At 64.3% G+C, this 26,088-nt stretch carries 19 protein-coding genes and 5 pseudogenes; 16 read left to right on the plus strand and 8 right to left on the minus strand.

Going from position 1 to position 26,088, the window contains the following annotated elements; all coding sequences use genetic code 11:
• Positions 1-2: 2 nt before the first annotated feature.
• The 4 genes from ONR75_RS32400 to ONR75_RS07970 form a co-directional block, all read right to left on the minus strand.
• Complete coding sequence (locus ONR75_RS32400; protein ID WP_320109710.1) at positions 3-1,148, minus strand: acetate--CoA ligase family protein; 1,146 nt, start codon at positions 1,146-1,148, stop codon at positions 3-5.
• Positions 1,079-2,095 carry a CoA-binding protein gene (locus ONR75_RS32405; protein WP_320109711.1) on the minus strand — a complete coding sequence of 339 codons (1,017 nt, stop codon included), beginning with the start codon at positions 2,093-2,095 and terminating at the stop codon, positions 1,079-1,081. Before ONR75_RS32405 ends, ONR75_RS32400 begins: the two co-directional genes overlap by 70 nt.
• A gap of 1 nt (position 2,096) precedes the next feature.
• Positions 2,097-2,903: an enoyl-CoA hydratase/isomerase family protein gene (locus ONR75_RS07965; protein ID WP_320109712.1), complete on the minus strand. Its 807-nt coding sequence runs from the start codon at positions 2,901-2,903 to the stop codon at positions 2,097-2,099.
• 64 nt (positions 2,904-2,967) lie between these two features.
• Positions 2,968-3,753, minus strand: a complete 786-nt coding sequence (locus ONR75_RS07970; protein ID WP_265082118.1) for a tripartite tricarboxylate transporter substrate binding protein — start codon at positions 3,751-3,753, stop codon at positions 2,968-2,970.
• 437 nt (positions 3,754-4,190) lie between these two features.
• On the opposite strand from ONR75_RS07970, the gene ONR75_RS07975 reads away from it, so the two are divergent.
• Positions 4,191-4,982 carry an IclR family transcriptional regulator gene (locus tag ONR75_RS07975; RefSeq protein ID WP_265082119.1) on the plus strand — a complete coding sequence of 264 codons (792 nt, stop codon included), beginning with the start codon at positions 4,191-4,193 and terminating at the stop codon, positions 4,980-4,982.
• Between the two features lie 35 nt (positions 4,983-5,017).
• Here the strand turns inward: ONR75_RS07975 and ONR75_RS07980 are convergent, their stop codons facing one another.
• From ONR75_RS07980 to ONR75_RS07990, 3 genes are all read right to left on the minus strand, one after another.
• A complete protein-coding gene (locus tag ONR75_RS07980) occupies positions 5,018-6,307 on the minus strand; it encodes an ArgE/DapE family deacylase (RefSeq protein ID WP_265082120.1) in 1,290 nt (429 codons plus the stop codon).
• A 119-nt stretch (positions 6,308-6,426) separates the two neighbouring features.
• Complete coding sequence (locus tag ONR75_RS07985) at positions 6,427-7,452, minus strand: histone deacetylase family protein (RefSeq protein WP_265082121.1); 1,026 nt, start codon at positions 7,450-7,452, stop codon at positions 6,427-6,429.
• Complete coding sequence (locus ONR75_RS07990; protein WP_265082122.1) at positions 7,449-8,156, minus strand: GntR family transcriptional regulator; 708 nt, start codon at positions 8,154-8,156, stop codon at positions 7,449-7,451. Before ONR75_RS07990 ends, ONR75_RS07985 begins: the two co-directional genes overlap by 4 nt.
• A gap of 116 nt (positions 8,157-8,272) precedes the next feature.
• On the opposite strand from ONR75_RS07990, the gene ONR75_RS07995 reads away from it, so the two are divergent.
• The 7 genes and pseudogenes from ONR75_RS07995 (at position 8,273) to ONR75_RS08025 (ending at position 16,165) form a co-directional block, all read left to right on the plus strand.
• Positions 8,273-9,046 carry a class II aldolase/adducin family protein gene (locus ONR75_RS07995; RefSeq protein ID WP_265082123.1) on the plus strand — a complete coding sequence of 258 codons (774 nt, stop codon included), beginning with the start codon at positions 8,273-8,275 and terminating at the stop codon, positions 9,044-9,046.
• Between the two features lie 52 nt (positions 9,047-9,098).
• Positions 9,099-10,649: an ABC transporter substrate-binding protein gene (locus tag ONR75_RS08000; protein WP_265082124.1), complete on the plus strand. Its 1,551-nt coding sequence runs from the start codon at positions 9,099-9,101 to the stop codon at positions 10,647-10,649.
• Between the two features lie 97 nt (positions 10,650-10,746).
• Positions 10,747-11,718, plus strand: coding sequence for an ABC transporter permease (locus ONR75_RS08005; RefSeq protein WP_265082125.1), 972 nt, complete (start codon positions 10,747-10,749; stop codon positions 11,716-11,718).
• Positions 11,715-12,554, plus strand: a complete 840-nt coding sequence (locus tag ONR75_RS08010) for an ABC transporter permease (protein ID WP_265082126.1) — start codon at positions 11,715-11,717, stop codon at positions 12,552-12,554. The genes ONR75_RS08005 and ONR75_RS08010 overlap by 4 nt, the downstream gene beginning before the upstream one ends.
• Position 12,555: 1 nt before the next feature.
• Positions 12,556-14,172, plus strand: a complete 1,617-nt coding sequence (locus ONR75_RS08015; RefSeq protein WP_265082127.1) for an ABC transporter ATP-binding protein — start codon at positions 12,556-12,558, stop codon at positions 14,170-14,172.
• 16 nt (positions 14,173-14,188) lie between these two features.
• Positions 14,189-15,109, plus strand: a complete 921-nt coding sequence (locus ONR75_RS08020; RefSeq protein ID WP_265082128.1) for a 2-hydroxyacid dehydrogenase — start codon at positions 14,189-14,191, stop codon at positions 15,107-15,109.
• A gap of 238 nt (positions 15,110-15,347) precedes the next feature.
• A pseudogene (locus ONR75_RS08025) lies at positions 15,348-16,165 on the plus strand (aldo/keto reductase).
• Between the two features lie 63 nt (positions 16,166-16,228).
• Here the strand turns inward: ONR75_RS08025 and nikR are convergent.
• A pseudogene (nikR, locus tag ONR75_RS08030) lies at positions 16,229-16,671 on the minus strand (nickel-responsive transcriptional regulator NikR).
• A 147-nt stretch (positions 16,672-16,818) separates the two neighbouring features.
• On the opposite strand from nikR, the gene ONR75_RS08035 reads away from it, so the two are divergent.
• The 8 genes and pseudogenes from ONR75_RS08035 to ONR75_RS08070 all read left to right on the plus strand — a co-directional run bounded on the left by ONR75_RS08035 (position 16,819) and on the right by ONR75_RS08070 (position 25,993).
• Positions 16,819-17,040 carry a hypothetical protein gene (locus ONR75_RS08035; protein ID WP_265082129.1) on the plus strand — a complete coding sequence of 74 codons (222 nt, stop codon included), beginning with the start codon at positions 16,819-16,821 and terminating at the stop codon, positions 17,038-17,040.
• A 45-nt stretch (positions 17,041-17,085) separates the two neighbouring features.
• Positions 17,086-19,121: pseudogene (locus ONR75_RS08040) on the plus strand (TonB-dependent receptor).
• Positions 19,122-19,221: 100 nt separating this feature from the next.
• Positions 19,222-20,948: pseudogene (locus ONR75_RS08045) on the plus strand (cation:proton antiporter).
• A 195-nt stretch (positions 20,949-21,143) separates the two neighbouring features.
• Positions 21,144-22,235, plus strand: coding sequence for a 3,4-dihydroxy-2-butanone-4-phosphate synthase (gene ribB, locus ONR75_RS08050; protein WP_265082130.1), 1,092 nt, complete (start codon positions 21,144-21,146; stop codon positions 22,233-22,235).
• 53 nt (positions 22,236-22,288) lie between these two features.
• Positions 22,289-23,503, plus strand: coding sequence for an acyl-CoA dehydrogenase (locus ONR75_RS08055; RefSeq protein ID WP_265082131.1), 1,215 nt, complete (start codon positions 22,289-22,291; stop codon positions 23,501-23,503).
• Positions 23,504-23,618: 115 nt separating this feature from the next.
• Complete coding sequence (locus ONR75_RS08060) at positions 23,619-24,074, plus strand: Rrf2 family transcriptional regulator (protein WP_265082132.1); 456 nt, start codon at positions 23,619-23,621, stop codon at positions 24,072-24,074.
• Positions 24,071-24,978 (plus strand): annotated as a pseudogene (locus tag ONR75_RS08065) (NAD(P)/FAD-dependent oxidoreductase). Before ONR75_RS08060 ends, ONR75_RS08065 begins: the two are co-directional and overlap by 4 nt.
• A 97-nt stretch (positions 24,979-25,075) precedes the next feature.
• Complete coding sequence (locus ONR75_RS08070; RefSeq protein WP_265082133.1) at positions 25,076-25,993, plus strand: MBL fold metallo-hydrolase; 918 nt, start codon at positions 25,076-25,078, stop codon at positions 25,991-25,993.
• The last annotated feature ends 95 nt before the right edge of the window (positions 25,994-26,088 follow it).

Below are 26,088 nucleotides of genomic sequence, written 5' to 3' on the forward strand. Positions count from 1 at the left end.
CGTCAGCACTCCGGCGCCTTCACCACCACGACGCCATCCGCGGCGCGAACGCCATTGCCTTTCGCTCCCACGAACAGCGGGTTGATCTCCGCCTCCAGAAGATGGTCGCCGATGGTGCCGACCATATCCGAGAAAGCCATCAACGCATCCAGCAAGGCATCAATATCCGCCTCGGGACGGCCGCGATAGCCTTTCAAAAGCGGAGCAGACTTCAACTCGTCGATCATCTCGCGCGCGTCATTTCGCGTGATCGGCGCCAGCCGCAGTGACGTATCCTTGTACAGTTCGGCGGCGACTCCGCCCATCCCGAGCAGGATGCAATGGCCGAGCTGTTCATCTGCCTTGAAGCCGATAATCAGCTCGACGCCCTTGGCCAGCTCCTGCACCAGGAAGCCCTCCGGCGCCAGGCCGGTTGCCGCCGTGAATGCGCCGGCCATGCGCTTGCAGGCTGCGGTGACGTCGGCCGTGGCAATGTTCACGGCCACGCCGCCGACGTCAGACTTGTGGAGGACATCACGCGAAAGAACCTTGACCACGACGTTGCCGTCAAAACGGCCGGCGCATGCCTGTGCTTCCACGGGGGTCTGGGCACAGAATTCGCGCGCGATTGGCATTCCGAACTTTGCGAACAACGCCTTGCTCTCATATTCATTGAGCGGGCCGGGCCGCAGCATCGCCAGGATGCCGGCGTCGGACGGTTTTTTCTCCGCAACGATGGTCGGTGCCGGGGCAGGAGCATTCTGCCAGCGCCACAACGCCGACAGGGCTGCGGCGCACGATTCCGGTGCTGCAAAAGTCGGAATGCCCGCCAGATTGAAATGCCGCACGGCGTCCGGCGCGTGCGGGCTGGCGAAGGCGATGATCGGCTTGTCGAACCGGGCAAAGCATTCGCGCAATGGCTCGCCGACAATCTCGGGCTGGGTCATCGAGGACGATCCGAGGATGACTGCGACCGCATCGTAGGACGCGCTTTCCAGAACGGCCTCAATGACTCCGCGAAAGTATTGCGGCGTGACCCCGGCAAGGGTCACATCGATCGGATTGCGGTCGAGCACCGCGTCGGGGATGGCAAGGGCGTTCAGGCGTTGGGCAGTTGCCGGCTCGGGAGCCGGCACGTCGAAACCCGCGAGACCGGCGGCATCCGCCACCAGGCTGGCTGCGCCCCCGTGGAGGTGATCACGGCCAGACGCCGCCCCGCCAGATGACGGCCGCCACCGAGGACCAGCGGAAAGTCGAGCAGGTCCGAGAACCGCTCAGCCCTGATGATGCCGAGCTGTTTGAATAATGCGTCGTAGGCTGCATCGGAGCCCGCCAGGGCGCCGGTGTGGGAGACCGCCGACTGAGCGCCTGCGGACGACCGCCCGACCTTGAATGCGACGATCGGCTTGCCCGCTTTCGCCGCTCGGAGCGCGGCGTCGCGAAACTGCTGGGGCTTGCGCAGGCCTTCGAGATACAGCGCCAGCACTTTTGTCGCGGGGTCGTCGATCAGATACTCCATCAGATCCGACACATCGACATCCGCCTCGTTACCGGTAGCGATCAGCTTCGAAAATCCGATGCCGAGCGCATCGGTGCGCGAGAGCAGGGAGCCGAGGATGCCGCCGCTCTGCGATACCAGCGCGGTAGAACCGGGAAGCAGTGCGTTGACCCCAAGCGCGGCACTTGCAGACAGCACAACGCCGTCGGTGACATTGACCAGCCCGATCGTGTTGGGCCCGAGGATGCGCATGGTGCCCGCGGCCTCCTTGAGCATTTGCTGCCGCTGCACACCTTCCGGACCGCTCTCTCCGAAGCCGCCGGCTAGCACGATGGCGGCGCCGGTTCCGATCGCGGCGAGATCGCGGACGATATTGACGACGCGGCTTGAACCTACCAGCACAATCGCCACGTCAGGCGCGTGCGGAAGCGCCTTAACGTCCGCGAAGCAGGGATGGCGACCGATCGACGAGACGCGCGGATTGACCGGCAGAATTTCGTGGGCGTAGCCGTACTTCTCGAGGAAGGCGAGCGGCCGGCCGGTCAGCTTGCCGGCGTCGGTCGACGCGCCGATGATGGCGACGCTGCGGGGGCTGATCAGGCGATCCAGCGACTTCATGTCAACGCTCCCGACGCTTTGACTTGTCGAGAAATGCGGCTACGGAGTCGTGATGCTGGGCGGTGGTGTAGCAGATCGCCTGGGCCTCACGCCCGAGGGCAAACACCTGCTCCTCGGCGGTTTCGAAGGTGCGGTCCAGAATGGCTTTCGACAACGCGATCGCCGCGCTGGAGCCGCGCCCGAGCTCGCGTCCCCACGCTGCAGCATCGCTCACAAGCGTGGCGGCGGGGCTGACGCGGTCTGCCAGACCGATATCGAGCGCCTCCGTCGGCGCGACCGAGCGCCCCGTGAAGATGAGCTCCTTGGCGCGGGACAGTCCGACGCGGCGGGGAAGAAAATACATGCCGCCGCCGTCGGAAACGAGCCCCCTCTTGATGAAACTCATCATGAAGACGGCCTCTTCGGATGCGACGATGAAATCGCAGGCCAGTGCCATATCGCAGCCGAGCCCCGCGGCAGCGCCGTTGACTGCGGCGATGGTCGGCTTGCCGAGGCCGTGCAACGCCGCCACGCCTTTGTGTGTTCGCTGCTGCCGACGCCAGCCATTGAAGGCGACGTCTCCGGCCGGGACCGCAAGCCGCTCTTTCATCCCGCCGACGTCGCCGCCGGAGCAGAACGACTGGCCGCTGCCAGTCAAGACGACCGCGCGAACGGCGTTGTCATTCCCGACCTGCTCGATGATGGATATCAGCTCGGCCCGCATCTCGTCATTGATCGCATTGCGGACTTCGGGCCGATGCAGCGTGATGATCGCAACGCCGTCATCGATCGATAGTTGGACAAGACCGGTCATATGTTTCTCTTTCATCGTCGTTTGTAGAAATCGTCGCGGGACAAATCGCAGGCGATCCGCAGGGATTGCCGGTCGGAAATTATTCGGCCTTGATGTTGGCGTCCTTGATCAGCTTGGCCCAGCGGATCTCCTCGCTGTGCACATACGCGTCCAGTTCCGCGGGTGAGCTGCCCACCATGATGAGCCCCTCATTGGTTTCGAGGCGCTTGAATGCGCCGGCGCTGACCGCATCTCTGGTCGCCTTGTTCAGGCGGTCGATGATCGGTGCCGGTGTTTTCGCAGGTGCGTACAGGCCGTACCACGACTCCGCCGCATAACCCGGGACGCCGGATTCCGCCACGGTCGGAATATTGGGGTAGGCCGGCGAGCGCTCCGGTGAGGTCACCGCAATGGCGCGCAGCTGTCCGGACTCGACGAGCGCCCCGGCGCTCGCCACTGTTGTGAACATCACTTGAATCTGCCCGCCGAGCAGATCGCTGATCGCAGGTGCGGCGCCCTTGTAGGCCACCGTGGTCATTTTCACATTGGCCATGACGTTGAACAGCTCGCCGGCGAGATGAGCCGATGTTCCGATACCGAACGTGCCGTAGTTCATCTTGTCCGGATTTTTCCTGGCTTCAGCTATCAGGTCGGCAATCGACTTGATGTTCGACGAGGGGCTGACCACCACGATATTGAACGACCTTGCGATCAATGAAACCGGCGCGAAGTCCTTGTGCGGATCGAACGGGAGCTTGGCATTCAGGCTTGGATTGACGGCATGGGCAAAGGTGGCCATCAGCAGCGTGTAGCCGTCCGGATCGCTAGTCGCGACGGCCTGGGTGCCGAGGATTGTGCCCGCGCCTGGCCGATTCTCGACGATCATCGACTTCTTCAAGTCGGTCGAGACTGCCTGCGCCAGCGTCCGGGAAACGATGTCGGTCCCGCCGCCGGCTGCGAAGGAACCACGAGCTTGATGATCTTCTCGGGGTATTCGGCGCGAGCAGGCACCGATCCCGCGACCATCAAGGCACCCATTAGCGCGGACGCGATCATGTGGTGAAGCGGGAGTTTTGGCCGATGTGGCGAAGCCTGGGCTACGGAACCGGTCGCGGGTCGTTGCGTCGTGCGCGTCCTGGACATGCTTACCTCCAATGGGTTTAACCGCGGCATCTCAGTCGTGCCGCTCTCGGAGGTAGGCCAAGGCCGCCTCACCCAAGCCACTAGCAGAACCGGGACCGGCCGCCGCCCCATCATTTCCAACTGGTGGAATTGGAGGGATTGTTCTATTGAACGGCTAGGAACCCGGATTGGATCGCCAGCATGGACGCGGCACGCTTTGTTCCACGGAAGGCGCCGGCCAATCGTTCGCTCGAACGGGGCGTGGCGTTGCTCAGGGCGTTCAGGCCGGGAGCCGAGCTGCTCGGCAACGGCGAGCTGTCGGAACGAACGGGACTGTCTCCGGCGACCGTCAGCAGGCTGACGCAAACTCTTGTTCGGGTCGGTTATCTCGAACATGACCCGGTGCAGCGGGCCTACCGGCTTGGCGCCGCGGTGCTCAGCCTCGGTCATGCCATACGCACGGGATCGTCCGTTGTGCGCGTCACCACGCCGCTCATGAAGGCGCTGGCTCGGCGCATGCGCATCAATGTCGGTCTCGCAGTGCGAGATGGCGACGAGATGGTGTACCTGGAGTCCGTGCGCTTCAATAGCCGGGCGTCCCAGCGTGCCGTGGTCTCCGGACATCGGGTGCCCATCGAGCTCACGGCTTTAGGTCGGGCGTTTCTGGCCGTCGCCAAGGAGCCCGAGAAGTCGGCGCTGCTGGCCGAATTGAAAGCCAAGGGACGCAAACGATGGTCGCTGATCGAGCAGGAAATTGCCGGCGCCGCCAGCAGTATTCAAAGACGGCAATATTGCTTTGCGACCTGGCAGCCGGGAGTGACTGCGCTCGCCACGCCGGTCGTCCTGGAGGGCCGCCCCATTTACGTCGTCAATGTCAGCGTGACCTCGGAGCGGTCATCCGCCGAGGTGGTCGAAAGCCTGTGGGGTCCGCTGCTGGATCTCGCCGCGCAGATCAAGGCCGCCATTACAGAACTGGACTATCCTCCATCCTGACCGGCCGCCGATGCGCGGCCGGTCGCTGAGCTGGCTCAGGCCTGGATGGACTCGACGCCGCACCATTCGGCGATGAACAGCGCCAGTGTCGTCGTGGTCTTCTTCAGCGACGGCAGATTGACGCCTTCGTCGAAGCCGTGGACGCCGCGCGAGATGCAGCCGTAGTTCAGCGTCGGGATGTCATCGAACAGCGCGTAAACCCGGCTGTCGAGATAGGCCAGCGAGATTTCGCGCTTCGGCTCCTGGCCGAACACCGTCTCATGCGCCGCGGCCAGCGTGGCTTCGGCGTCGGAGCCGGGCTTCAGCTCGTAGCCTTCGGCCTGGAAGCCATTGAAGGTAACGGTCGGCGGGATGTTCGACAGGAACGCGTCGCCACGCGTGAAGGCCGCCACGCATTCCGTGATCTCCTTCTTCGCGGCTTCCGCGGTCTTGCCGGGCAGCAGCGAGATCCGCATGTCGACCTTGCACCAGGCCGGTACCGAGGACGCCCAGTCGCCGCCGACGATCTTGCCGATGTTGAGATTGACCGGCTTGTCGATGTTCTTGAAATGCTCCATCGTATCCTTGGTCGCGTTCCACTTCGCTTCCAGCTTGCGCAGCTCGCCGATCACGCGGTAGGCGGCGTCGATCGCATTGGCGCCGGTCCCCATCCGTTGCACGTGGACCGGCACGCCGCGGACTTCAAGCTGGAACCAGACCACGCCGATATTGGCGCGGGTGATGGTCTCGTGGGAAGGCTCCGACACCACCACGGCGTCTGCCTTGTAGCCGCGCAGATGGGTCATCAGCGCGCCGTCGCCGGTGGACTCTTCTTCCACGACGGATTGCAGATAGACGGTGGCCGCCGGCTGCAGGCCGAGGCTTTTCAGCGCGTCGAGCGCAAAGATGTTGGAGGCGCAGCCGGCCTTCATGTCGCCGGCGCCGCGGCCCTGCATCCAATCGCCCTGAATCACCGGGTCGAACGGTGCGGTGGCCCACATGTCGTGGGGGCCAGCCGGCACCACGTCGACGTGGCCCTGCATGATCAGCGAGCGGCCCTTGTCGTCGCGTGGATAATGCGTGCCGACGACGATCGGTGCGGTCGAGTGCAACTCGTCCCAGGCCCCGGCGCCCGGATGGGCGGCCAGCGCCGCGCGGTCCATCTCGAAGCGCTCCATCTTGTAGCCGCGTTCCTTCATGGCGCGGAACATGAAGTCCTGCATGGTGTGTTCGTTGCCGCGCGTCGAGACGTGGCGAACCATATCCTGAGTGAACTTGATTTGGGCGTCGAAGTTCTTTTCGACCGCGGCAATGATCTTGTCGCGCAGTTGGGGATCGAGTGTCATGGGGAGTCCTTGGATTGGTAGTTTGAAAAAACGTGACAGCGGCACTCGATCACCTCTCCCCGATGGGGAGAGGTGAAGAAGCTACGCCGAGATCGGCGTCGAGTGGCCGCTGCCGATCATCATCGCGCGGCTTCGAAACCGCCGAGGGTGGCGGTGAGATTGGCACCGAGAATGTCGGACAGATAGCCGCCTTCCTGGACCAGCACGGTGGGCAGGCCGAGTCGGGCAATGGCAGCGCCGATGCGGCCGAAGCCGGCGGTGGTGACCTTCAGCGCGGCGAGCGGATCGTGCTCGGACGCGTCGAGGCCCAGCGCCACCACCAGCGCGGTGGGGGCGAACGATGCGATGGTCTTCTCGGCGATGGCCATCGCTTCGATGTAACCATCGTCGCCGGTCCCCATCGGCAGGGGAATGTTGAGATTGGCGCCAAGGCCGTTGCCTTCGCCGCGCTCATGGGCGTAGCCCCACACGAACGGATAGTAACCGACGGGGTCGGCGTGGATCGATACTGTCAGCACGTCGGGCCGTTCGTAGAAAATGCCCTGGGTGCCGTTGCCGTGGTGCACGTCGACATCAAGGATGACCACGCGCTCGTGCTTGAGCCGCAGATGCTCGGCGGCGATGGCCGAATTGTTCATGAAGCAAAAGCCGCCGGCCATGTCGCGATAGGCGTGATGGCCGGGCGGACGGCACAGCGCATAGACGGCGTCTTCGCCATCCAGCACCATCTGCGCCGCGGTCACGGCGACGTCGGTGGAGGCGCAGGCGCCGGCCCAGGTGCCGACGCCGATCGGGCAGGCGGTGTCCGCCGTATGCCAGCCGAGTTTGCCGATGATGTGGGTCGGGTAGTTGCCGGGCACGCGGTTCGGATGGAAGTTGGCGATCATTTCCGGGCCGTAATCCGGCAGTTGCGTCCACTCGTCCCAGGCGCCTTCGAGAAAGCGCAGATATTCCGGACTGTGCACCCGCGCCCGCGGGCCCTGGCCGAATTCGGTAGGCGTGACCAGCGTGTGGTTGCCGTCCTTCAGGCCTTTCAGCAGGCGATCGGCACGCTCGGGCTGTTCGGTGGTGCGCCGGACCTGGCCGCGCACCAGGAAGAATTGCGGATCGTGGCTGCGATGCTTGTCGGTATAGACGGCCTTCACGTGGAGGCTCCATTGGTTGGGGTTGGAATTTCGCGGACCATTTTTGCGACTTCGCGCCAGGCGGCGCCGATGTGATAGTCGATGCGGGCGACGATGATGTCTGGATGGCCCTGTTCGATGACGTCGAGCAGCACCTGATGGGTCTCGGCGATGCGGCGCGGATCGTCGTAGAGCCGGCCGATCAGGCCGATCACCATGCGCAGCTCTGAGGCGAGATCGTCGAACAGCCTCAGCAGACGCTTGCTGCCGGCGATCTCGCAGATCAGGCGATGGAATTTGTAGTCCTCCTCGACCTGGCGCGCGGGGTCGTCGAGATCGGCCGTCTCGTTGAGGACGTCGATCTGGCGGCGCAAGGCGTCGCGCGAGTCCGGGGTCAGGTTCCTGGCGGCGAGCACCGCGGCGTGCGACTCCACGCAGATCCGCAGGTCGTAGATCTCGTCGATATCGGTGGGCTCCAGCTTGCGGACGAAGAAGCCGCGGCGCGGATGCGCCACCAGCAGCCCCTGTCGCTCCAGCAGTCGCGCGGCCTCGCGCACCGGTGCGCGGCTGATACCGAGTTCGCGGGCAATGCCGGCCTCCACCACCTTGGCGCCGGGCCGCAATTGACCGGAGATGATGGCCTGCGTCAAAATTCGCGCGAGCTGCCCGACGAGGTCAGTATCGGCGAGGGCAGTGAGCCCGACAGGAGGGGTGAGAAGGCGCATGCGAGAACCCGTTCGATCCTCGTGTACAAGATTTAAGCGCCGACTGTCGACAGTTTAATCTTGAAACATGTCGAGCCTTTGTGTTTGCTGGACGTGATCGCAAAGGGAACACGCACGTGAACATCCATGCAAGCATCACGCCGACGGACGAAGCCACGCAGCAGGTTCGCGTCGATCTGGCCGCGGCCTATCGCCTGATTCACCGGCTCGGCCTCGACGACAGCATCTACACCCACATCTCGGTGCGCTTGCCCGGCAGCCATGATCGCTTCCTGATCAATCCCTACGGCATGCGGTTCGAGGAAGTGACGGCATCGAACCTGGTCACCGTCGATGTCGACGGCAAGGTGGTCGACGATCCCCTGGGCCTCGGCATCAATCCCGCAGGCTTCACCATCCACAGCGCGATCCATGCGGCGCGCCATGATGTGCTGTGCGTGCTGCACACCCACACCGTCGCCGGTGTCGCGGTGTCGTGCCAGAAAGACGGCTTGCAGCCGCTCAATCAATGGTCGATGCAGTTCACCGACCGGATCGCCTATCATGACTTCGAGGGCATCGCGCTCGACCTTTCCGAGCGCGAACGGCTGGTTCGCGACCTCGGCGCGAAGATGGTGCTGATCCTGCGCAACCATGGCCTCCTGACCTGCGGCCGTTCGGTCGGCGAGGCCTTCAAGCTGATGCACAACATGGAGCGCTCATGCCGCGCCCAGCTGGCGTTGCAGTCGTCTGGCGTCGAAATCATCAGGCCGTCGCTGGCCATCGCGCAGCACACCGCCGGCCAGTATGACCGCGGTTACGCCAAGATCGAGGTCGAAGGTCAGAAGGACGGCGAGTGGGCGGCATTCAAGCGCATGCTGGAGCGGACCGACGCCGACTATATCAACTAGGCCATTTTGACGCGGCGAATTAACGCGCCGTTGGGCGCCTGTGGGGGATTACATGCTGAAGCAATTGATGTTGGGCCTTGCCTTGACTTGCAGCGTCAGCGCCTTGGCGCTTGCGCAGGAACCCAAAATGGGCGGCACCATCAACGCAGTGATCCAGCCGGAGCCGCCCGGACTGACCACCGCGCTGATCCAGAACGGCCCGACCCAGATGGTGTCGGGCAACATCTTCGAGGGCTTGCTGCGCTACGACAAGAAGCTGGTGCCGCAGCCCGGCCTTGCCGATAGCTGGAGCGTCAGCGAGGACGCCAAGACCTACACGTTCAAGCTTCATCCTGGCGTGACCTGGCATGACGGCAAGCCGTTCACCTCGGCCGACGTGCTGTTCTCCATCGACATGCTGAAGCAGACTCATGCGCGCGCCCGCAACAACCTGGTGCAGCTCGACAAGGTCGAGGCGCCGGATCCGCTGACCGTCGTGTTCACGCTGAAGCAGCCGTTCGGTCCGTTCCTGGGGATCTTCGAGGTCGGCTCGCTGCCGATGATGCCGAAGCATCTCTATGAAGGCACCGACTACAAGACCAATCCCAACAACAACGCGCCGATCGGCACCGGCCCGTTCATGTTCAAGGAATGGCAGAAGGGCTCGTTCATCAAGCTGGTGAAGAACCCGAACTATCACATCAAGGGCAAGCCCTATCTCGACGAGATCTACTGGCAGATCATCCCCGACGCTGCGGCGCGTTCGGTGGCCTATGAGACCGGCAAGGTCGATGTGCTGCCCGGCGGCTCGGTGGAGAACTTCGACGTCCCGCGCATCAGCAAGCTGAAGAATACCTGCGTCACCGGCGAAGGCTGGGAATTCTTCAGTCCGTTGGCGTGGCTGTGGCTCAACAACCGCTCCGGCCCGACCGCCAACAAGTTGGTCCGCCAGGCGATCATGTATGCGGTCGACCGCAACTTCGCCAAGGATGTGATCTGGAACGGGCTCGGCAAGGTCGCCACCGGTCCGTCGGCATCCTCGATCAAGTTCTACACCGACGACGTGAAGAAATATCCGTACGATCCAGCCAAGGCCAAGGCGCTGCTCAAGGAAGCCGGCTACAAGGGCGAGAAGATCCGCCTGATGCCGTTGCCCTACGGCGAAACCTGGCAGCGCTGGGGCGAAGCTGTGAAGCAGAACCTGATGGATGTCGGCTTCAATATCGAGACCATCGCTACCGACGTGCCCGGCTCCAACCAGAAGATTGGCGACTGGGACTACGACATCGCCTTCACTTACCTCTACCAGTACGGCGATCCTGCGCTCGGCGTCGGCCGCAACTACGTCTCCAGCGCGATTGCCAAGGGTCAGCAGTTCAACAACGTCGAGGGCTATTCCAATCCCGAGATCGACAAATTGTTCGACGAAGGCGCGGTCGCGACCCCGGATTCCAAGCGCAAGGAGATCTACGAAAAGGCGCAGAAGATCCTGGTCGAGGACGTTCCGGTGGCGTGGATGCTCGAACTGCAGTTTCCGACCATCACCAACTGCAAGGTGAAGAACCTGATCACCACCGGCATCGGCGTCAACGATGGCTTCCGCGACGCCTGGATTGACAAGTAAGTCCATCGGCGGCACTTCACCGACTAGGTCGATGCCCCGCGACAGGCCGGGCATCGACGCGATACTTCTCTCCTGATCCGACTGTCATGGACCTCTGATGCTGTCATTCGTTGCCCAGAGGATTGTGAAAGGCGTCATCGTCCTGTTCGCGATCATCGTGCTGAACTTCTTCCTGATCCGGCTTGCGCCCGGCGATCCCGCCGTGGTGATGGCGGGCGAGGCCGGCGCCAGCGATCCGTTGTTCGTGGCGCAGCTGCGCGAAAAATTCGCGCTCGACCGGCCGCTGCCGGAGCAGCTGTTCAAATACGTCAAGGGCGTCGCCTCCCTCGATCTCGGCTTCTCGTTTCGCCAGCAGGAGCCGGTGGCCAAGCTGATCGCCGAGCGGCTGCCGGCGACGCTGCTGCTGACACTCACGGCCTTCGCCATCTCGCTGGCGCTGGGCATCCTGTTCGGTACGCTGGCGGCGCGCTTTGCCGGCACCTGGGCCGACAGCGCCATCACCGTCGCTGCGCTGCTGTTCTACGCCACACCGATTTTCTGGATCGCACTGATGGCGATCCTGCTGTTCTCGGTCACGCTCGGCTGGTTGCCGAGTTTCGGCTACGACACGGTCGGCGGCAACTACAAGGGTCTCGCTTATGTCGCCGATGTCGCCGCCCATCTGGTAATGCCGGCAATGACCATCGGCCTGTTCTTCATGGCGACCTATACCCGCATGACCCGCGCCTCGATGCTCGAAGTGAAGCGGCTCGATTTCGTCAAGACCGCGCGCTCCAAGGGGCTGCGTGACAACGTGATCCAGCGCCGCCACGTGCTGCGCAACGCGTTGCTGCCGGTGGTGACGCTGGCCGGGGTGCATTCCGGCACGCTGATCGGCGGCGCTGTGATCACCGAGACGGTGTTCGCCTGGCCGGGTATCGGCCGGCTGATGTATGAGGCGCTGCTGCAGCGCGACTACAACCTGCTGCTCGGCGTGTTCGTGGTGTGTTCGGCGATGGTGCTGATCTTCAACCTGGTCACCGACCTCGTCTACCGGCTGGTCGATCCGCGCATCGAGTTCGCATCATGAAGCAATTCTGGAAGCAGATGCTGCGCAATCCCGGCGGCATGATCGGGCTGGTCATTCTGTCCATCGCGATCCTGATCGCGCTGATCGGCCCGTCGATCTTTCCCAACTCGCCCTGGCGCATGGTGCAGCGGCCGTTCCTGCCGCCGTTCACGCTGTCCACCGTGCCGCTCGGCACCGATGCGCTCGGCCGCGACGTGTTCGCCGGCGTGATCTACGGCGCGCGGGTCTCGCTACTGGTCGGCCTCGTCTCCACCCTTGTCGCGTTGATCGTCGGCGTGCCGCTCGGCGCCCTCGCCGGCTATTTCGGTGGCAGGATCGACGACGCCCTGATGCGCTTCACTGAATTCTTCCAGACCATTCCGAGCTTCGCGCTGGCGATCGTGCTGGTGGCGATCCTGCAGCCCTCGATCTATTCCATCGTGGCGGCGATCGGCATCGTCAGCTGGCCGCCGGTGGCGCGGCTGGTGCGCGCCGAGGTGCTGTCGTTGCGGACGCGTGAATATGTTCAGGCGGCCGTCGTCACCGGGCAGAGTCATTCCTGGATCATCTGGCGCGAGATCCTGCCCAACGCGCTGTCGCCGGTGATCGTGCTGGCGTCGCTGATGGTCGCCACCGCGATCCTGCTGGAATCCTCGCTGTCGTTCCTCGGCCTCGGCGATCCCAACCTGATCTCGTGGGGCTACATGGTTGGCGCCGGCCGTACCGTGATCCGCCAGGCGTGGTGGATCACGGTGTTTCCCGGCATCGCCATCCTGCTTTCGGTGCTCGCCATGAACCTGGTGGGCGAGGGCCTCAACGACGCGCTCAATCCGCGCCTCGCCAAGGACGGCCGCTGATATGACCGCGACCCCCGCCGTTTCCATCAAGGACCTGAAGATCGCGTTGCCGGAAGGCGCCGAGCGTCCCTATGCCGTCAACGGCATCTCGATCGACCTGATCCCCGGCGAAATCGTCTGCGTGGTCGGCGAGTCCGGCTCCGGCAAGTCCATGTGCGCCCATGCGCTGATGGGCCTGTTGCCCGACAGCGTCAGAACCGAGACCGGTGCGATCCTGCTCGAGGGCAAAGACTTGCTGAAGCTCGACGAGGACGGCTGGCGCGACGTGCGCGGTCGCCGCATCGCCATGGTGTTTCAGGAGCCGATGACCGCCCTCAATCCGTTGATGCGCATCGGCGAACAGATGATGGAAATGTTCGAGGCCCATGGCCTGCTGACGCCGAAGGCGCGTCGCGCCAAGGCGTTGGGTCTTGCGCGCGAAGTGGGTCTGCCCGATCCCGAACGCATCGTTCGCGCCTATCCGCATCAATTGTCCGGCGGCCAGCGCCAGCGCCATGATCGCCATGGCGCTGGCGCTGGAGCCGCGGTGCTGGTGGCCGACGAGCCGACCACCGCGCTCGACGTCACAACGCAGGCGCAGATTTTGAAGCTGATCCGCGACCTGCAGCGTCGTCGCAACATGGCGGTGATGTTCATCACCCACGATTTCGGTGTGGTCGCCGATATCGCCGACCGAGTCGTCGTGCTGCGGCATGGCCAGGTCGTGGAGGAGGGCAGCGCCGCGGAGGTGCTGACCCGGCCGCAGCACGCCTACACCAAGGCGCTGCTCGCCGCGGTGCCGTCGATGCATCCGCCGGTGCGCGCGCCGCTCGATGGTCGCGACAAGGCGGTGGAGGTGATCGGCCTCGACAAGACCTATGTCACCTCCGGCGGCTGGTTCAGGCCCGACCGCAAGGTGCAGGCCGCCAATGAAGTCAGTTTCGCGATCCTCAAGGGCGAGACTCTCGGCCTGGTCGGCGAGTCCGGCTCCGGCAAGTCATCGGTGGCGCGGCTGGTGATGCGGCTGATCGAAGCCGACCGGGGGACCGTGCGGATCGGCGATGTCGATCTGACGAAACTCGAGGGCAAGGCGCTGCGCGAGCAGCGCCACCGCATCCAGATGATTTTTCAGGACCCGTTTGCCTCGCTCAATCCGCGGCGAAAAGTCGGCAACATCATCAGCGACGGACCGATCGCCCATGGCACCGAGCCGAAGGCGGCGATGCAGCGCGCCCGCGACCTGCTCGGCATGGTCGGCCTCGATGCCGGCGCCATGGAGCGCTATCCGCATGAATTCTCGGGCGGGCAGCGCCAGCGCATCGGCATTGCCCGCGCGCTGGCGCTCGATCCGGAAATCATCGTCGCCGATGAAGCGGTGTCCGCGCTCGACGTCTCGGTTCAGGCGCAAGTGCTGGCGCTGCTGGAAGATCTCAAGGCGCGACTGGGCCTGTCGATGCTATTCATCACCCACGATTTGCGCGTGGCCGCGCAGATTTGCGATCGCATCGCGGTGATGCAGCGTGGCGTCATCGTCGAATTGAAGCCGACGGCGCAATTGTTTGCCGCGCCCGAACATCCCTATACGCGCGAATTGCTGGCCGCCGTTCCCGGCCAGAGCGCGCCACCGCAGGCTGCCTGATCTCATGCATTGCGTATTGCTGAGCAGGACCCTGAACCTGCGCAAACACCTCGCCTCGGAGATTGCTCGTCTCGACGGCCGTATCAGCTTCATCGATCACCTCGACGGCAACGCCGAGGAAGTCACGCTGGCCGTGGCCTGGAATCCGCCCGACGACGCGTTCGACCATTATCCGAACCTCAAGGCGGTGTGTTCGATCGCCGCCGGCGCCGACAGCATTGTGATGAATCCGAGTCTGCGCGACGGCATCGAGGTGGTTCGGGTTGTAGAGCCGGCGCAGGCCGAGATGATGTCCGGCTTCGTGATCTGGCATGTCATCTGGCATCAGCGGCGTTTCGCCACCTATCTGGCGCAGCAGCGCGACCGGACCTGGAAACGCCTCGGCGCACGCACCGCGCGGCAGGTGCCGGTCGGCATTCTCGGCTACGGCGCGATCGGCGCGCGCGTCGCGCGCGATCTGGCTGCGCTCGGTTTTCCGGTCAACGTCTGGAGCCGTAGCGCCAGGGCGACGCTGCCGGGCATCGCCGGTTTTCACGGTCCCGACGGTCTGGCGGCGTTGCTCGCCGGCAGCGAAATTCTGGTCAACCTGCTGCCCCTGACATCGGAGACGCGCGGCATTCTCAACGCCGCGACCTTCGGCCGAATGCCGCGCGGCGGCTACCTGATCCAGGTCGGCCGCGGCGAGCATCTGGTGGAAGCCGATCTATTCGCCGCGCTCGACAGCGGCCAACTGTCCGGTGCCTCGCTTGATGTGTTTCTCGCTGAGCCATTACCGGCTGACCACGCCTTCTGGAGTCATCCCGGCATCGTGCTGACACCCCATGACGCCTGCGACGTGACGCTGCCCGCGGTAGGCCAGACCATCCTCGCCACTGCCGAAGCCTTGCAGGCCGGCGTCAGGCCGAAGGACGCAGTGGACCGCGCGCGGGGCTATTGAGCGACGCTGCGCCTAGGAGGCCGACAGCATCAGGCCGCCGACCAGCAGCACGGCCAACAGCGTAATGACGCCGAGAACGGCTGCGCTGATCGCCAGCAGTCCATGCGAATCCAGCCATGCACGCAACGCTTTCTCCATGACGACGTTAGCCTCCGGCTGATTTGAATTCACTTGCGGCGCAGCGTATCAAACCGGCAGGACGCCGTCTGCCCGCGTTTGGCATCAATCGGAGATCATTATGGACAATTTGCAGACTCAGGGCATCAGCCTGCCGCGACTCGGCCTCGGCACCTTCCGCCTCAAGGACGATGCCTGCACCGCCGCCGTGGAAGGCGCGCTCGGGCTGGGCTATCGCCACATCGATACCGCCGAGATGTACGGCAACGAGGCGGCCATCGGGGTCGGCATCAAGGCTGCCGGCATCGCCCGCAACAACCTCCACGTCACCACCAAGGTCTGGCACGAAAACCTGGCGCCCGACGCGATCCGCCGGGCGTTCGACGCCAGCCTGGCGAAGCTCGGGCTCGACTACGTCGATCTCTATCTGGTCCACTGGCCATCGAAGGGCATGGATCTGCCGGCGATGTTCGAGACCTTGATGAAGCTGAAGGACGAGGGCCGCACCCGCGCCATCGGCGTCGCGAATTTCACGCTGCCGCTGCTGAAGCGGGTGGTCGAGGACATTGGCGCGCCGATCGCCTGCAACCAGGTTGAGTACCATGTCTTTCTCGATCAGACCAAGGTGCTCGGCTATCTCCGCAGCAAATCGATTCCGCTGGTGGCCTATTGCCCCCTGGCGCAGGGGAAGGTCGCCGACGATGTTGTGCTGCAAAAGATCGCGGCGAAGAACCATGCCAGCGCCGCGCAGGTGGCGCTGAAATGGCTGCTCGACCAGGATGGCGTCGCTGCGATCCCCAAGGCATCGCGCGCCGAGAGTCAGCAGGCCAATCTCGATGCGTTGAAGCTCTCCTCGACGAGGATGATCGCAAGGCGATCGCGGCATTGCCAAAGAATCAGCGGCTGGTGAACCCCGGCTTTGCGCCGGAATGGGATTGATCTTTTCCCCTTCCCCGGCGCGCGCAGCGGCGTTGGTGGGAGAGGGGAAGAAAGACCCGCCACTCACTTGTGCGAATGCGGCTCCTTCTTCACGTCGTCCTTCCGCGTAGCGGTCGGCATCATCACCACCCGGCCATATTTGACGCCGCGCTCGGCGATGACGTGGTCGGCAAAGTGCTGCACCTCTGGACCGAGCCGCGCAGCGCCGTGACCTCCATGCAGTGATCGTTGTCGAGATGCACGTGCAGCGTCGCCAGCGCGAGCTCGTGGTGGTGATGATAATTGTCTACCAGCCGCCGCGACAGGTCGCGCGCGGCATGGTCGTAGACATAGACCAGCGCGGCGACACATTCTCCGGCCTTGCCCTTGTCTTGCGTCGCCTGCTGCATGCCGGCGCGGGCGAAATCGCGGATCGCCTCGGAGCGGTTCTGGTAGCCGTGCTCGGCGATCATGGCGTCGAGCTCGTCCATCAGCTCGTCGTCGAGTGTGATCGTGATGCGCTGCATAGAGTCTCCCGTCGTTTTCAGAAGTATGATGATTTGTTGACATTGTCATACTTGTCATGGCAGTTTTGATTGTGTTCTGCGGTCCAGCATAGCCTGCCCGGTGCCACAGGGGACATCTTCATCACGCGCGTAACCGCTGGGGGCGCGATGCATCAGCGTTTTGCAGCCGCGTTCGCCGGACTGTTCTTGATCGCCGCTTTAGCTGTGGCGTCGGAGGTGGCGGCCCAGACGGTGCCGTCTACCGCGCTTCCGCCCGTGGAGATCGAGGCCCGCAACGCCGCGCGGCGCAGCCTAGTCGGGCGCGGGCGGGAGCGCGAGGCGATCACCGGGCCGCGCGCCGGGGGCGCCGACGCCTGCCATGGCGGGTAACGGCAGTAAACCCGGCACCAGCACAGCCGCGGCGGCGCAGACCCGGTGGCCGCCAGCGAAAAGACCGTCAGTGGCGCTGACGTCAATGCGCGGCCGTTTTCACGACCGGCGGAGGCGCTGGAAGTGGTTCCCGGCCTGATCGTCACCCAGCACTCCGGCGACGGCAAGGCGAACCAGTACTTTCTGCGCGGTGTGAATCTCGACCATGGCACCGATCTGGCTGTTACGATCGACGGCATGCCGGTCAACATGCGCACTCACGGCCACGGCCAGGGCTATGCCGATCTCAATTTCCTGATCCCCGAACTGATCAGCACCGTCAACATCCGCAAGGGGCCGTATTTCGCGGACGAGGGCGACTTCTCCTCGGTCGGCTCGGTGCATGTCGGCCTGCTCGACAGCGTGGTCCGGACCATGGCCTCGATCTCGGCGGGCAGTTTCGGCTATCGCCGCGGCTTCGGCGTCACCTCGATGAAGCTCGGCGAGGGCACGCTGCTGGTGGCCGGCGAAGCGCAGACCTATAATGGCCCGTGGGAAAATCCCGACGAGTTGCGGAAACTCAACGGCGTGATGCGCTACAGCCAGGGCACCGCGACTGACGGCTTCACGCTCACCGCGATGGCCTATGCCAACAAATGGAATTCCACCGACCAGGTGCCGTTGCGCGCCATCGCCTCGGGTGAGATCGGCCGCTTTGGCGCGCTCGATCCGACCGATGGCGGCAATGCCAGCCGCTTTTCGCTGTCCGGCAACTGGGCGCGCAGCGATGACGCCGGTTCCTCGAAGGCGAATTTCTACGTCATCAGGAGTTCGCTGAATCTCTGGAATGACTTCACTTATTACCTGTCGAATCCCGTCGATGGCGATCAATTCCACCAGCATGACGATCGCGTGCTCGGCGGCTTCAGTGCGTCGCATACGTTCAATCACCAGTTCGCCGGCCTGCGGATGGAGACCGAAGTCGGCGTGCAGAGTCGCTATGACAACGTCCAGGTCGATCTGAATAATAGCGTGCGGCGCCAGTTCGCCTCCGCGATCCGCTCGGATGCGGTGAAGGAGGGCAGTGTCGGCGTGTTCGCGCAGAATACGGTGTTCTGGACCGACTGGCTGCGCACCACGGCCGGCTGGCGCGGCGATTATTACGACACCTCTGTCGTTTCGGCTTTCGCGCCGGCCAATTCCGGCACGGCCAACGCATTCATCGGCAGCCCGAAAGTCGGCCTCGTGCTCGGCCCGTTTGCCAAGACCGAACTGTTCCTCAATGCCGGCGAAGGTTTCCACAGCAACGACGCCCGCGGCGTCACCATCACGGAATCGCCGAGCGATGGCGCGGCGGTCTCGCGTTCGCCCTTCCTGGTCAAGACCAAGGGCGCCGAAGTCGGATTACGCAGCGTGCTCATTCCCGGCCTTACCAGCTCGGTCGCCCTGTTCATGCTGGACTCCGCCTCCGAAATCCTGTTCTCGGGGATGCCGGCGATACCGAAGCCAGCTGTCCCAGCCGCCGGGTCGGCGTCGAGTGGACCAACGACTATCGCCCGCTGCCCTGGCTGACACTGGAGGGTGACATCGCCGTCACCCGCGCGCGCTTCCGCGGCGACAACGCCGATCAGGCCGCGGCCTATCAGGACCTCGCCGGCTACCCGGCATCGCAGCTCGGCAATGCACCCGGCAATCACATTCCCGGCGCGCCGGAGATGATTGCCACCACCGGCATCCGGCTCGGCCATAACACCGGCTGGTTCGGCGCGCTGCGCTACCGTTACTTCGGTCCGCGTCCGCTCACCGAGGACGGCGCCTTTGTTTCGCCCGCCGCCGGCCTGTTGAACGGCCAGCTGGGCTACCGCTTTGCCAATGGCTGGCGCATCCAGCTCGACGGCTTCAACCTGCTCGACAACAAGACTGACCAGATCACCTACGCCTATGGCTCGCTGCTGAAGACCGATCTGCTGTTTGCGATGTGTTTCCCGTCCGCGGGCGCGCCGACGGCGCCCCGCGCCGTGTGCCAGACCGGTATCATGGACCGCGTCCTGCATCCGGTCGAGCCGCTGGCGTTGCGTATCACTGTGGCTGGCGCGTTCTGATCAGCCGCTGCGCCCTGCGACATTTCCTGCGGATTTCGCCCCTTGCCCGTGTCGGCAGCGCCGTTACAGTGCGCCGCGACGAACCCCTGACTGGCCGGGCATGCACGATCTTATCCGCGACATCACCTTGTGTATCCTGTTTGCGTGGGGCGTCGGGCTGGCCGCGCATTTCTTCAAGCAGCCGCTGATCCTGGCCTACCTGATTGCCGGCTTCGTCATCGGGCCCTTCGGCATCGGCTGGGTCAAGTCCGAGGAATCGATCAGCACCATCTCGGAACTCGGCCTGATCTTCATGCTGTTCATGATCGGGCTGGAAATCGATCTCAAGAAGATCGTGCGCGCCGGTCGCGTCATCCTGCTTGCCGCCGGCGGCCAGCTGATCGGGGCTGCCTGCTCGGCGCGCTGTTCTTCATGGCGATCGGCCTGCCGCTTGGCGGCGGTCATTTCGACGCGCTGTATCTCTGCGTCGCCTGCGCACTGTCGTCGACGGTGGTCATCGTCAAGGTGCTGTACGAGAAGCGCGAGCTCGATACCCTGCCGGGTCGTATTACGCTCGGCATCCTGGTCCTGCAGGACATCTTCGCCATCCTGTTTCTGGCGGTGCAACCCAGCCTCGCCGACCTGCAGGTCGGCGTTATCCTTCTGTCTATCGGCAGGGTCGGCGTGCTCGTCGCCACCGCGCTGGTGCTGAGCCGCTACGTTCTGCCCCACCTGTTCCATCAGATCGCCCGACGACCGGAACTGGTTTTGCTCGGCGCACTGGCCTGGTGCTTTCTGATCGGCGAGATCGCCGAACGGCTGCACCTGTCGCGCGAAATGGGCTCGCTGGTCGCCGGCGTGTCGCTGTCGACTTTCCCCTATGCGCTGGACGTCACCGCCAAGGTAACGACGCTGCGCGACTTCTTCATCACTTTGTTCTTCGTCGCGTTGGGCATGACCATCCCGATCCCTAACCTGTCGGTGATCGGCCTGGCACTGATCATCGCCGCCTTCACCGTGGTCAGCCGCGTCATCACCACCTTCACGCCGCTGTACCTGATGAAGCAGGGACTGCGCGCGAGCCTGCTGCCGGCGCTTAACCTGGCGCAGATCAGCGAGTTCTCGCTGGTGGTGATCCAGACCGGCATCGCTGCCGGTCATATCAGGACCCAGACATCGAGCGCGGTATCCTTCGCCTTCGTTCTCCTCGCGGTGCTATCTACCTTCGCGATGGTGCGTAGCGACCGGATCACCCGGCTTCTGATCGGGCCGCTGAAGCGGATCGGCATTCGCGACCTCGATCACGGCCAGGCGCAGGACGCGGACGCCGCGGTCGGCCATGGCGATGCCCGCCGCATCGTCATCCTCGGCTTCTTTCGCGCAGCCTCCGCGCTGCTCAGCGAGATCGAGCGCCAGAATGCTTCGCTGCTCGAGCAGATCAGCGTGGTCGATTTCAATCCCAACGTGTTCAAGGTCCTGGCCGAGCGCGGCCAGCACGTGATCTATGGCGACATCAGCAATGTCGACACGCTGGTCCATGCCGGCGTCGGCCATGCCGAGATCATCATTCTCAGCGTCCCGGATTCGCTGCTGAAGGGTGCCAATAATGAGAAGCTGGTGCGCCACGTCCGGTCGATCAACCCGACCGCGAAGATCATCTCCACCGCCGACCTGCTGGCCGACGTGCCGGACATTTACGCCGCCGGCGCCGATTACGTCACGGTCACCCGGCTGAGCGACGCCCACGAGCTCTACGAAGCGATCAATGCCGCCGACCAGGGCCTGCTGAAGGACAAGCGCGCCGAAATGGACGCCCAACTGGCGGAACGCAGGGAAGTGTTAGCGTAGCCTTCTTCCTCTCCGCCCAGCGAAGCTTCGCTTCGCCGGTGGAGAGGGGAAGAAAGAGACCGGCGTCTGCCGAAAACAGGACGAAATCTCCCTCCATTCCGCATAGCGAACCCGCATGGCCCTACGCGCGGCCGCGGGTTGCGTCCCCACCCGCTCTGCGCCATATGGTTCCCACACGTCATCTGAGTGCACGCCATGGCCCATTCGATTCCGGAAGTTCTGCAGGCTTTTGCCCATGGCGAGATCGTCGTGGTCACCGACGACGACGACCGCGAGGGCGAGGGCGACCTGATCGTCGCGGCGACGCTATGCACCGCCGAGAAGATGGCCTTCATCATCCGCCATACCTCCGGCATCGTCTGCGCCCCGATTACCATCGACGATGCGCGCCGGCTGCGGCTCGATCCGATGGTGGCCAATAACGATTCCAACCACACAACGGCCTTCACCGTGTCGGTCGACTACAAGCCCGACAACGGCACCGGCATCTCGGCAGACGAACGCGCTTCCTGCTGCCGTGCGCTGGCCAATCCCAATGCCGGCGCCAACGATTTTGCCCGGCCGGGCCACGTGTTTCCGCTGATCGCCCGCGAAGGCGGCGTGTTGATGCGCTCCGGCCATACCGAGGCCGCGGTGGATCTGTGCAAGCTGGCGAATCTGCCGCCGGTCGGCGTCATCAGTGAGTTGATGAACGACGACGGCACAGTGATGAAGGGCGAGCAGGTCGCGGCCTTCGCGGCGAAGCACAACCTCAAGCACGTCACCATCGCCGACATGATCTCGTACCGGCAGGCACGCGAGAAACTGATCGAGCGCGTCTCGACTTTCACCACCGAAAGCCCGATCGGCCAGCTGCAGGGCTATGCCTACCGGTCGCCGTTCGACTCCATCGCCCACGCGGCCTTTGTCTACAACGGCATCGGCGATGGCAGGAATGTGCTGACGCGGTTTCACAAGCCCAACATCGTCAAGGATATCTTCGCCGGCCCGGCGCGCATGCAGGCCGTGCTGGAACGTTTCAAGCAGGCTGGCAGCGGCGTGCTGGTATACCTGCGCGACGGCGCCGCCGGAGTTCCCGTAGAGCCGCTGGATGCGCCGAAATCGGCGGAAGCCGACCGCAACAGGCAGTGGCGCGAGATCGGCGTTGGCGCGCAGATCCTGCGCGATCTTGGCGTCACCTCGATCCGGCACCTGACCTCTTCGGCGCATGACTACAAAGGCCTCTCGGGCTTCGGTATCGAGATCGTCTGCAATGAACAGCTTGATGGTGATAAGCCAAGGACTTAATGTGCGCGCCGGCGTGAGACCGCCAGCGGCCTGATGTGAAAAAGGATATTTCGATGAGCGTGCGCCCCCAGTCGAAGGACAAGCCGGCCCCGACGAATTTTCAGTGGGACGACGCGTTCCTGCTCGACGACCAGCTCACCGAAGACGAGCGCATGATCCGCGACACCGCCCGCGCCTACGCTCAGGACAAGCTGCTGCCGCGCGTCACCGATGCCTATCTCAACGAACATACCGACCGCGAGATCTTCAACGAGATGGGCGAGCTCGGCCTGATCGGCATCACGCTGCCGGAAGAATATGGCTGCGCCAATGCCAGCTATGTCGCCTACGGCCTGGTGGCGCGCGAGATCGAGCGCGTCGATTCCGGCTATCGCTCGATGAACTCGGTGCAGTCCTCGCTGGTGATGTATCCGATCTACGCCTATGGCGACGACGCCCAGCGCAAGAAGTATCTGCCGAAGCTCGCCTCCGGCGAGTGGGTCGGCTGCTTCGGCCTCACCGAGCCCGATGCCGGTTCCGATCCCGGCGGCATGAAGACCCGGGCCGAGAAGTGCGCCGACGGCTACCGCATCACCGGTTCCAAGATGTGGATCTCCAACGCGCCGATCGCCGACGTGTTCGTGGTGTGGGCGAAGTCCGCCGAGCACAACAACCAGATCCGTGGCTTCATTCTCGAGAAGGGCATGAAGGGCCTGTCGGCACCGAAGATCGGCGGCAAGCTCTCCTTGCGCGCCTCGATCACCGGCGAGATCGTGATGGACGGCGTGGTGGTGCCCGAGAGCGCGATGCTGCCTAACGTGTCCGGCCTGAAGGGCCCGTTCGGCTGTCTCAACCGCGCGCGCTACGGCATCTCCTGGGGCGTGCTCGGCGCCGCCGAGGACTGCATGGCGCGCGCCCGCCAATACACGCTGGACCGCAAGCAGTTCAACCGTCCGCTCGCCGCCACCCAGCTGGTGCAGAAGAAGCTTGCCGACATGCTGACCGAAATCTCGCTCGGCCTGCAGGGCTCGCTCCGCGTCGGCCGTCTGATGGATGAAGGCAATTTCCACCCGGACATGATCTCGCTGGTGAAGCGCAACAATTGCGGCAAGTCGCTGGACATCGCCCGCATGGCCCGCGACATGCACGGCGGCAACGGCATCCAGATCGAATACCACGTGATGCGCCACGCCCAGAACCTCGAGACCGTGAACACCTACGAGGGCACGCATGACGTCCACGCGCTGATCCTCGGCCGCGCCATCACCGGTATCCAGGCGTTCGGCTAGCCGCTCCCGCCATCCGTATTTCGAAATGCCCGGCCTCGTGCCGGGCATTTTGTTTTGAGGGCTTAAAAAGCCATGCGGCTTGACGGTCGCTCTTTCATGTATCATCATAAGTTACATGAGACGAGACAACCGCCTGTCTGCCACGTTGCACGCGTTGCTGCACATGGCCGAGCAAAACCGGCCGATGACCTCGGCCGAGCTGGCGATGTGCATGGCCACCAATGCCGTGGTGGTCCGTCGCACCATGGCCGGACTGCGCAAGGCTGGCCTGGTGCGCTCCGAAAAGGGCCATGGCGGCGGCTGGCAGATCGCGCGCGATCTTTCGGCGGTGACGCTGAAGGACATCTATGACGCGCTGGGCAAGCCCGGCCTGATGGCCATGGGCATTCATCTCGAAAGCCCGTCCTGTCTCGTCGAGCAGGCGGTCAACCGCGCGCTCACCTCGGCCTTTGCCGATGCAGAGGCCGTCCTGATCGGCCGGCTCGGTGACGTCACGCTGGCGCAGCTCGCGGCGGATTTTCACGCACGCGCGGTCGGCCATCGCAACAAGATGCAGGAGAAGAAGAAATGACCTTTGACGCCATTGTCGTCGGCGGCAGTTATGCCGGCCTGTCCGCGGCGCTGCAGTTGGCGCGCGCCCGCCGCCGCGTGCTGGTGATGGATTCCGGCCAGCGCCGGAACCGCTTCGCCGCCCATGCCCATGGGTTTCTCGGCCACGACGGCCGGCCCCCGGCGACATTGCCGCCGATGCCCGCGCGCAACTATTGGCCTATCCGACTGTGGAATGGGCGGATACGAAGGCGACCTCCGGCGAGGGCGCGACCGGTAGCTTCTCGATCGGCACCGCGACCGGTGCACGCTATTACGGTCGGCGCGTCATCCTCGCCGTGGGCGTCGCCGATACGCTGCCGGCGCTTCCCGGCCTTGCGGAGCGCTGGGGCAAGACCGTGTTCCATTGCCCGTATTGCGACGGCTATGAACTCGATCAGGGCCGCATCGGTGTGCTGGCGTCGTCGGAGATGTCGATGCATCACGCTTTGATGCTGCCGGACTGGGGATCGACGACGCTGTTTCTCAACGACGCCTTCGCGCCGGACGCCGGGCAGCTTGCCCAACTGCAGGCGCGCAACGTCGCCATCGAGCGCGCGCCGATCGTTCGGCTCTCCGGCGCCTCCCTCGATGTCGAACTCGTGGACGGTCGCACCATTGCGCTCGACGGCATGTTCACGCTGACGCGCACGGGTCCATCGTCGCCGCTCGGCGCGCAGCTTGGCTGCGTCACGGAGGACGGCCCGATGGGGCCGTTCCTGCAGACCGATGCCTTCAAGGAAACCTCCGTTCCCGGCATTTTTGCCTGCGGCGACGTGGCGCGTCCGATGGGTTCGGTGGCTTTCGCGGTGGCAGACGGCGCGATGGCGGGCGTCGGCGTCCACCGCTCGCTGATCTTCAGCCCGGATCGCGTGGCCGGCGCATAGCTGCAGCGAGTTGCGGCTGTTTGATTTCCCGCCAAGGGTTGCTAGTCATCGGAGGCGTCCGGTGACCAGCCCGGACACAGGCGCGGAAGGACCGACCATGAGCGACAACGACGACGTCCCGTTCAACCGCGACTATCCGCTGGCCCCGGGCGTGGTCGATCATGTCCGCCCCGGCGTGCGGCGAGTCCTGTGCAACAACCCGTCGCCGTTCACCTTCACCGGCACCAACAGCTACATTATCGGCGAGGGCAAGGTCGCGATCATCGATCCCGGCCCACGCAACGATGCCCATATTCAGGCGCTGCTCGATGCGGTGAAGGGCGAGACCGTCACCCACATCATCGTCACCCATACCCACAGCGACCACTCGCCGAACACCGCAGCACTCAAGGCAGCGACCGGCGCCACGGTCTATGCCGAGGGCGCGCATCGCGCCTCGCGCCCGCGCTACGAGAGCGAAATGCATTCGCCGGAATCCGGCGCCGACCGCGATTTTCGACCCGACGTTCTGGTCGAAGACGGCGAGACGATCGAGGGCGACGGCTGGGCGCTGGAAGGCGTGGCGACGCCGGGCCACACCGCCAACCACATGGCCGTCGCCTGGCGCGAGCGCGGTTATCTGTTCGTGGCCGATCACGTGATGGGCTGGTCGACGTCGATCGTGGCGCCGCCAGATGGGTCGATGGTCGACTACATGGCTTCGCTGGACAAGCTGGCGGCGCGCCCGGAGGACCTGTATTTCTCCGGCCACGGCCCGGAAATTCCCGACGCGCGAAAGTACGTCCGCTTCCTGATCCGCCATCGCAGGGCCCGCGAAGCCTCGATCCTGCATCGCCTGGCCAAGGGTGAAGCCGATATCCCGACCCTGGTGCGTGCGATCTATATCGGCATCGACCCGCGCCTCACCGGCGCTGCCGGCTATTCGGTGCTGGCGCACCTGGAAGATCTGGTCGCGCGCGGTGTGGTGGTGACATCAGGCGATCCGGTGATCGGTGGCAGCTACCGGATGGCGTGATCGACACGCCTCCAAACTCTCAACTGTCATCGCCCGGCCTGGCGCGCAATTGCGCGCCGGGACCGGGCGACCCAGTCAACACCGGCGCCTGTGAT

Source organism: Rhodopseudomonas sp. P2A-2r (genome assembly GCF_026015985.1).
In the GTDB taxonomy this organism is placed as follows: domain Bacteria; phylum Pseudomonadota; class Alphaproteobacteria; order Rhizobiales; family Xanthobacteraceae; genus Tardiphaga.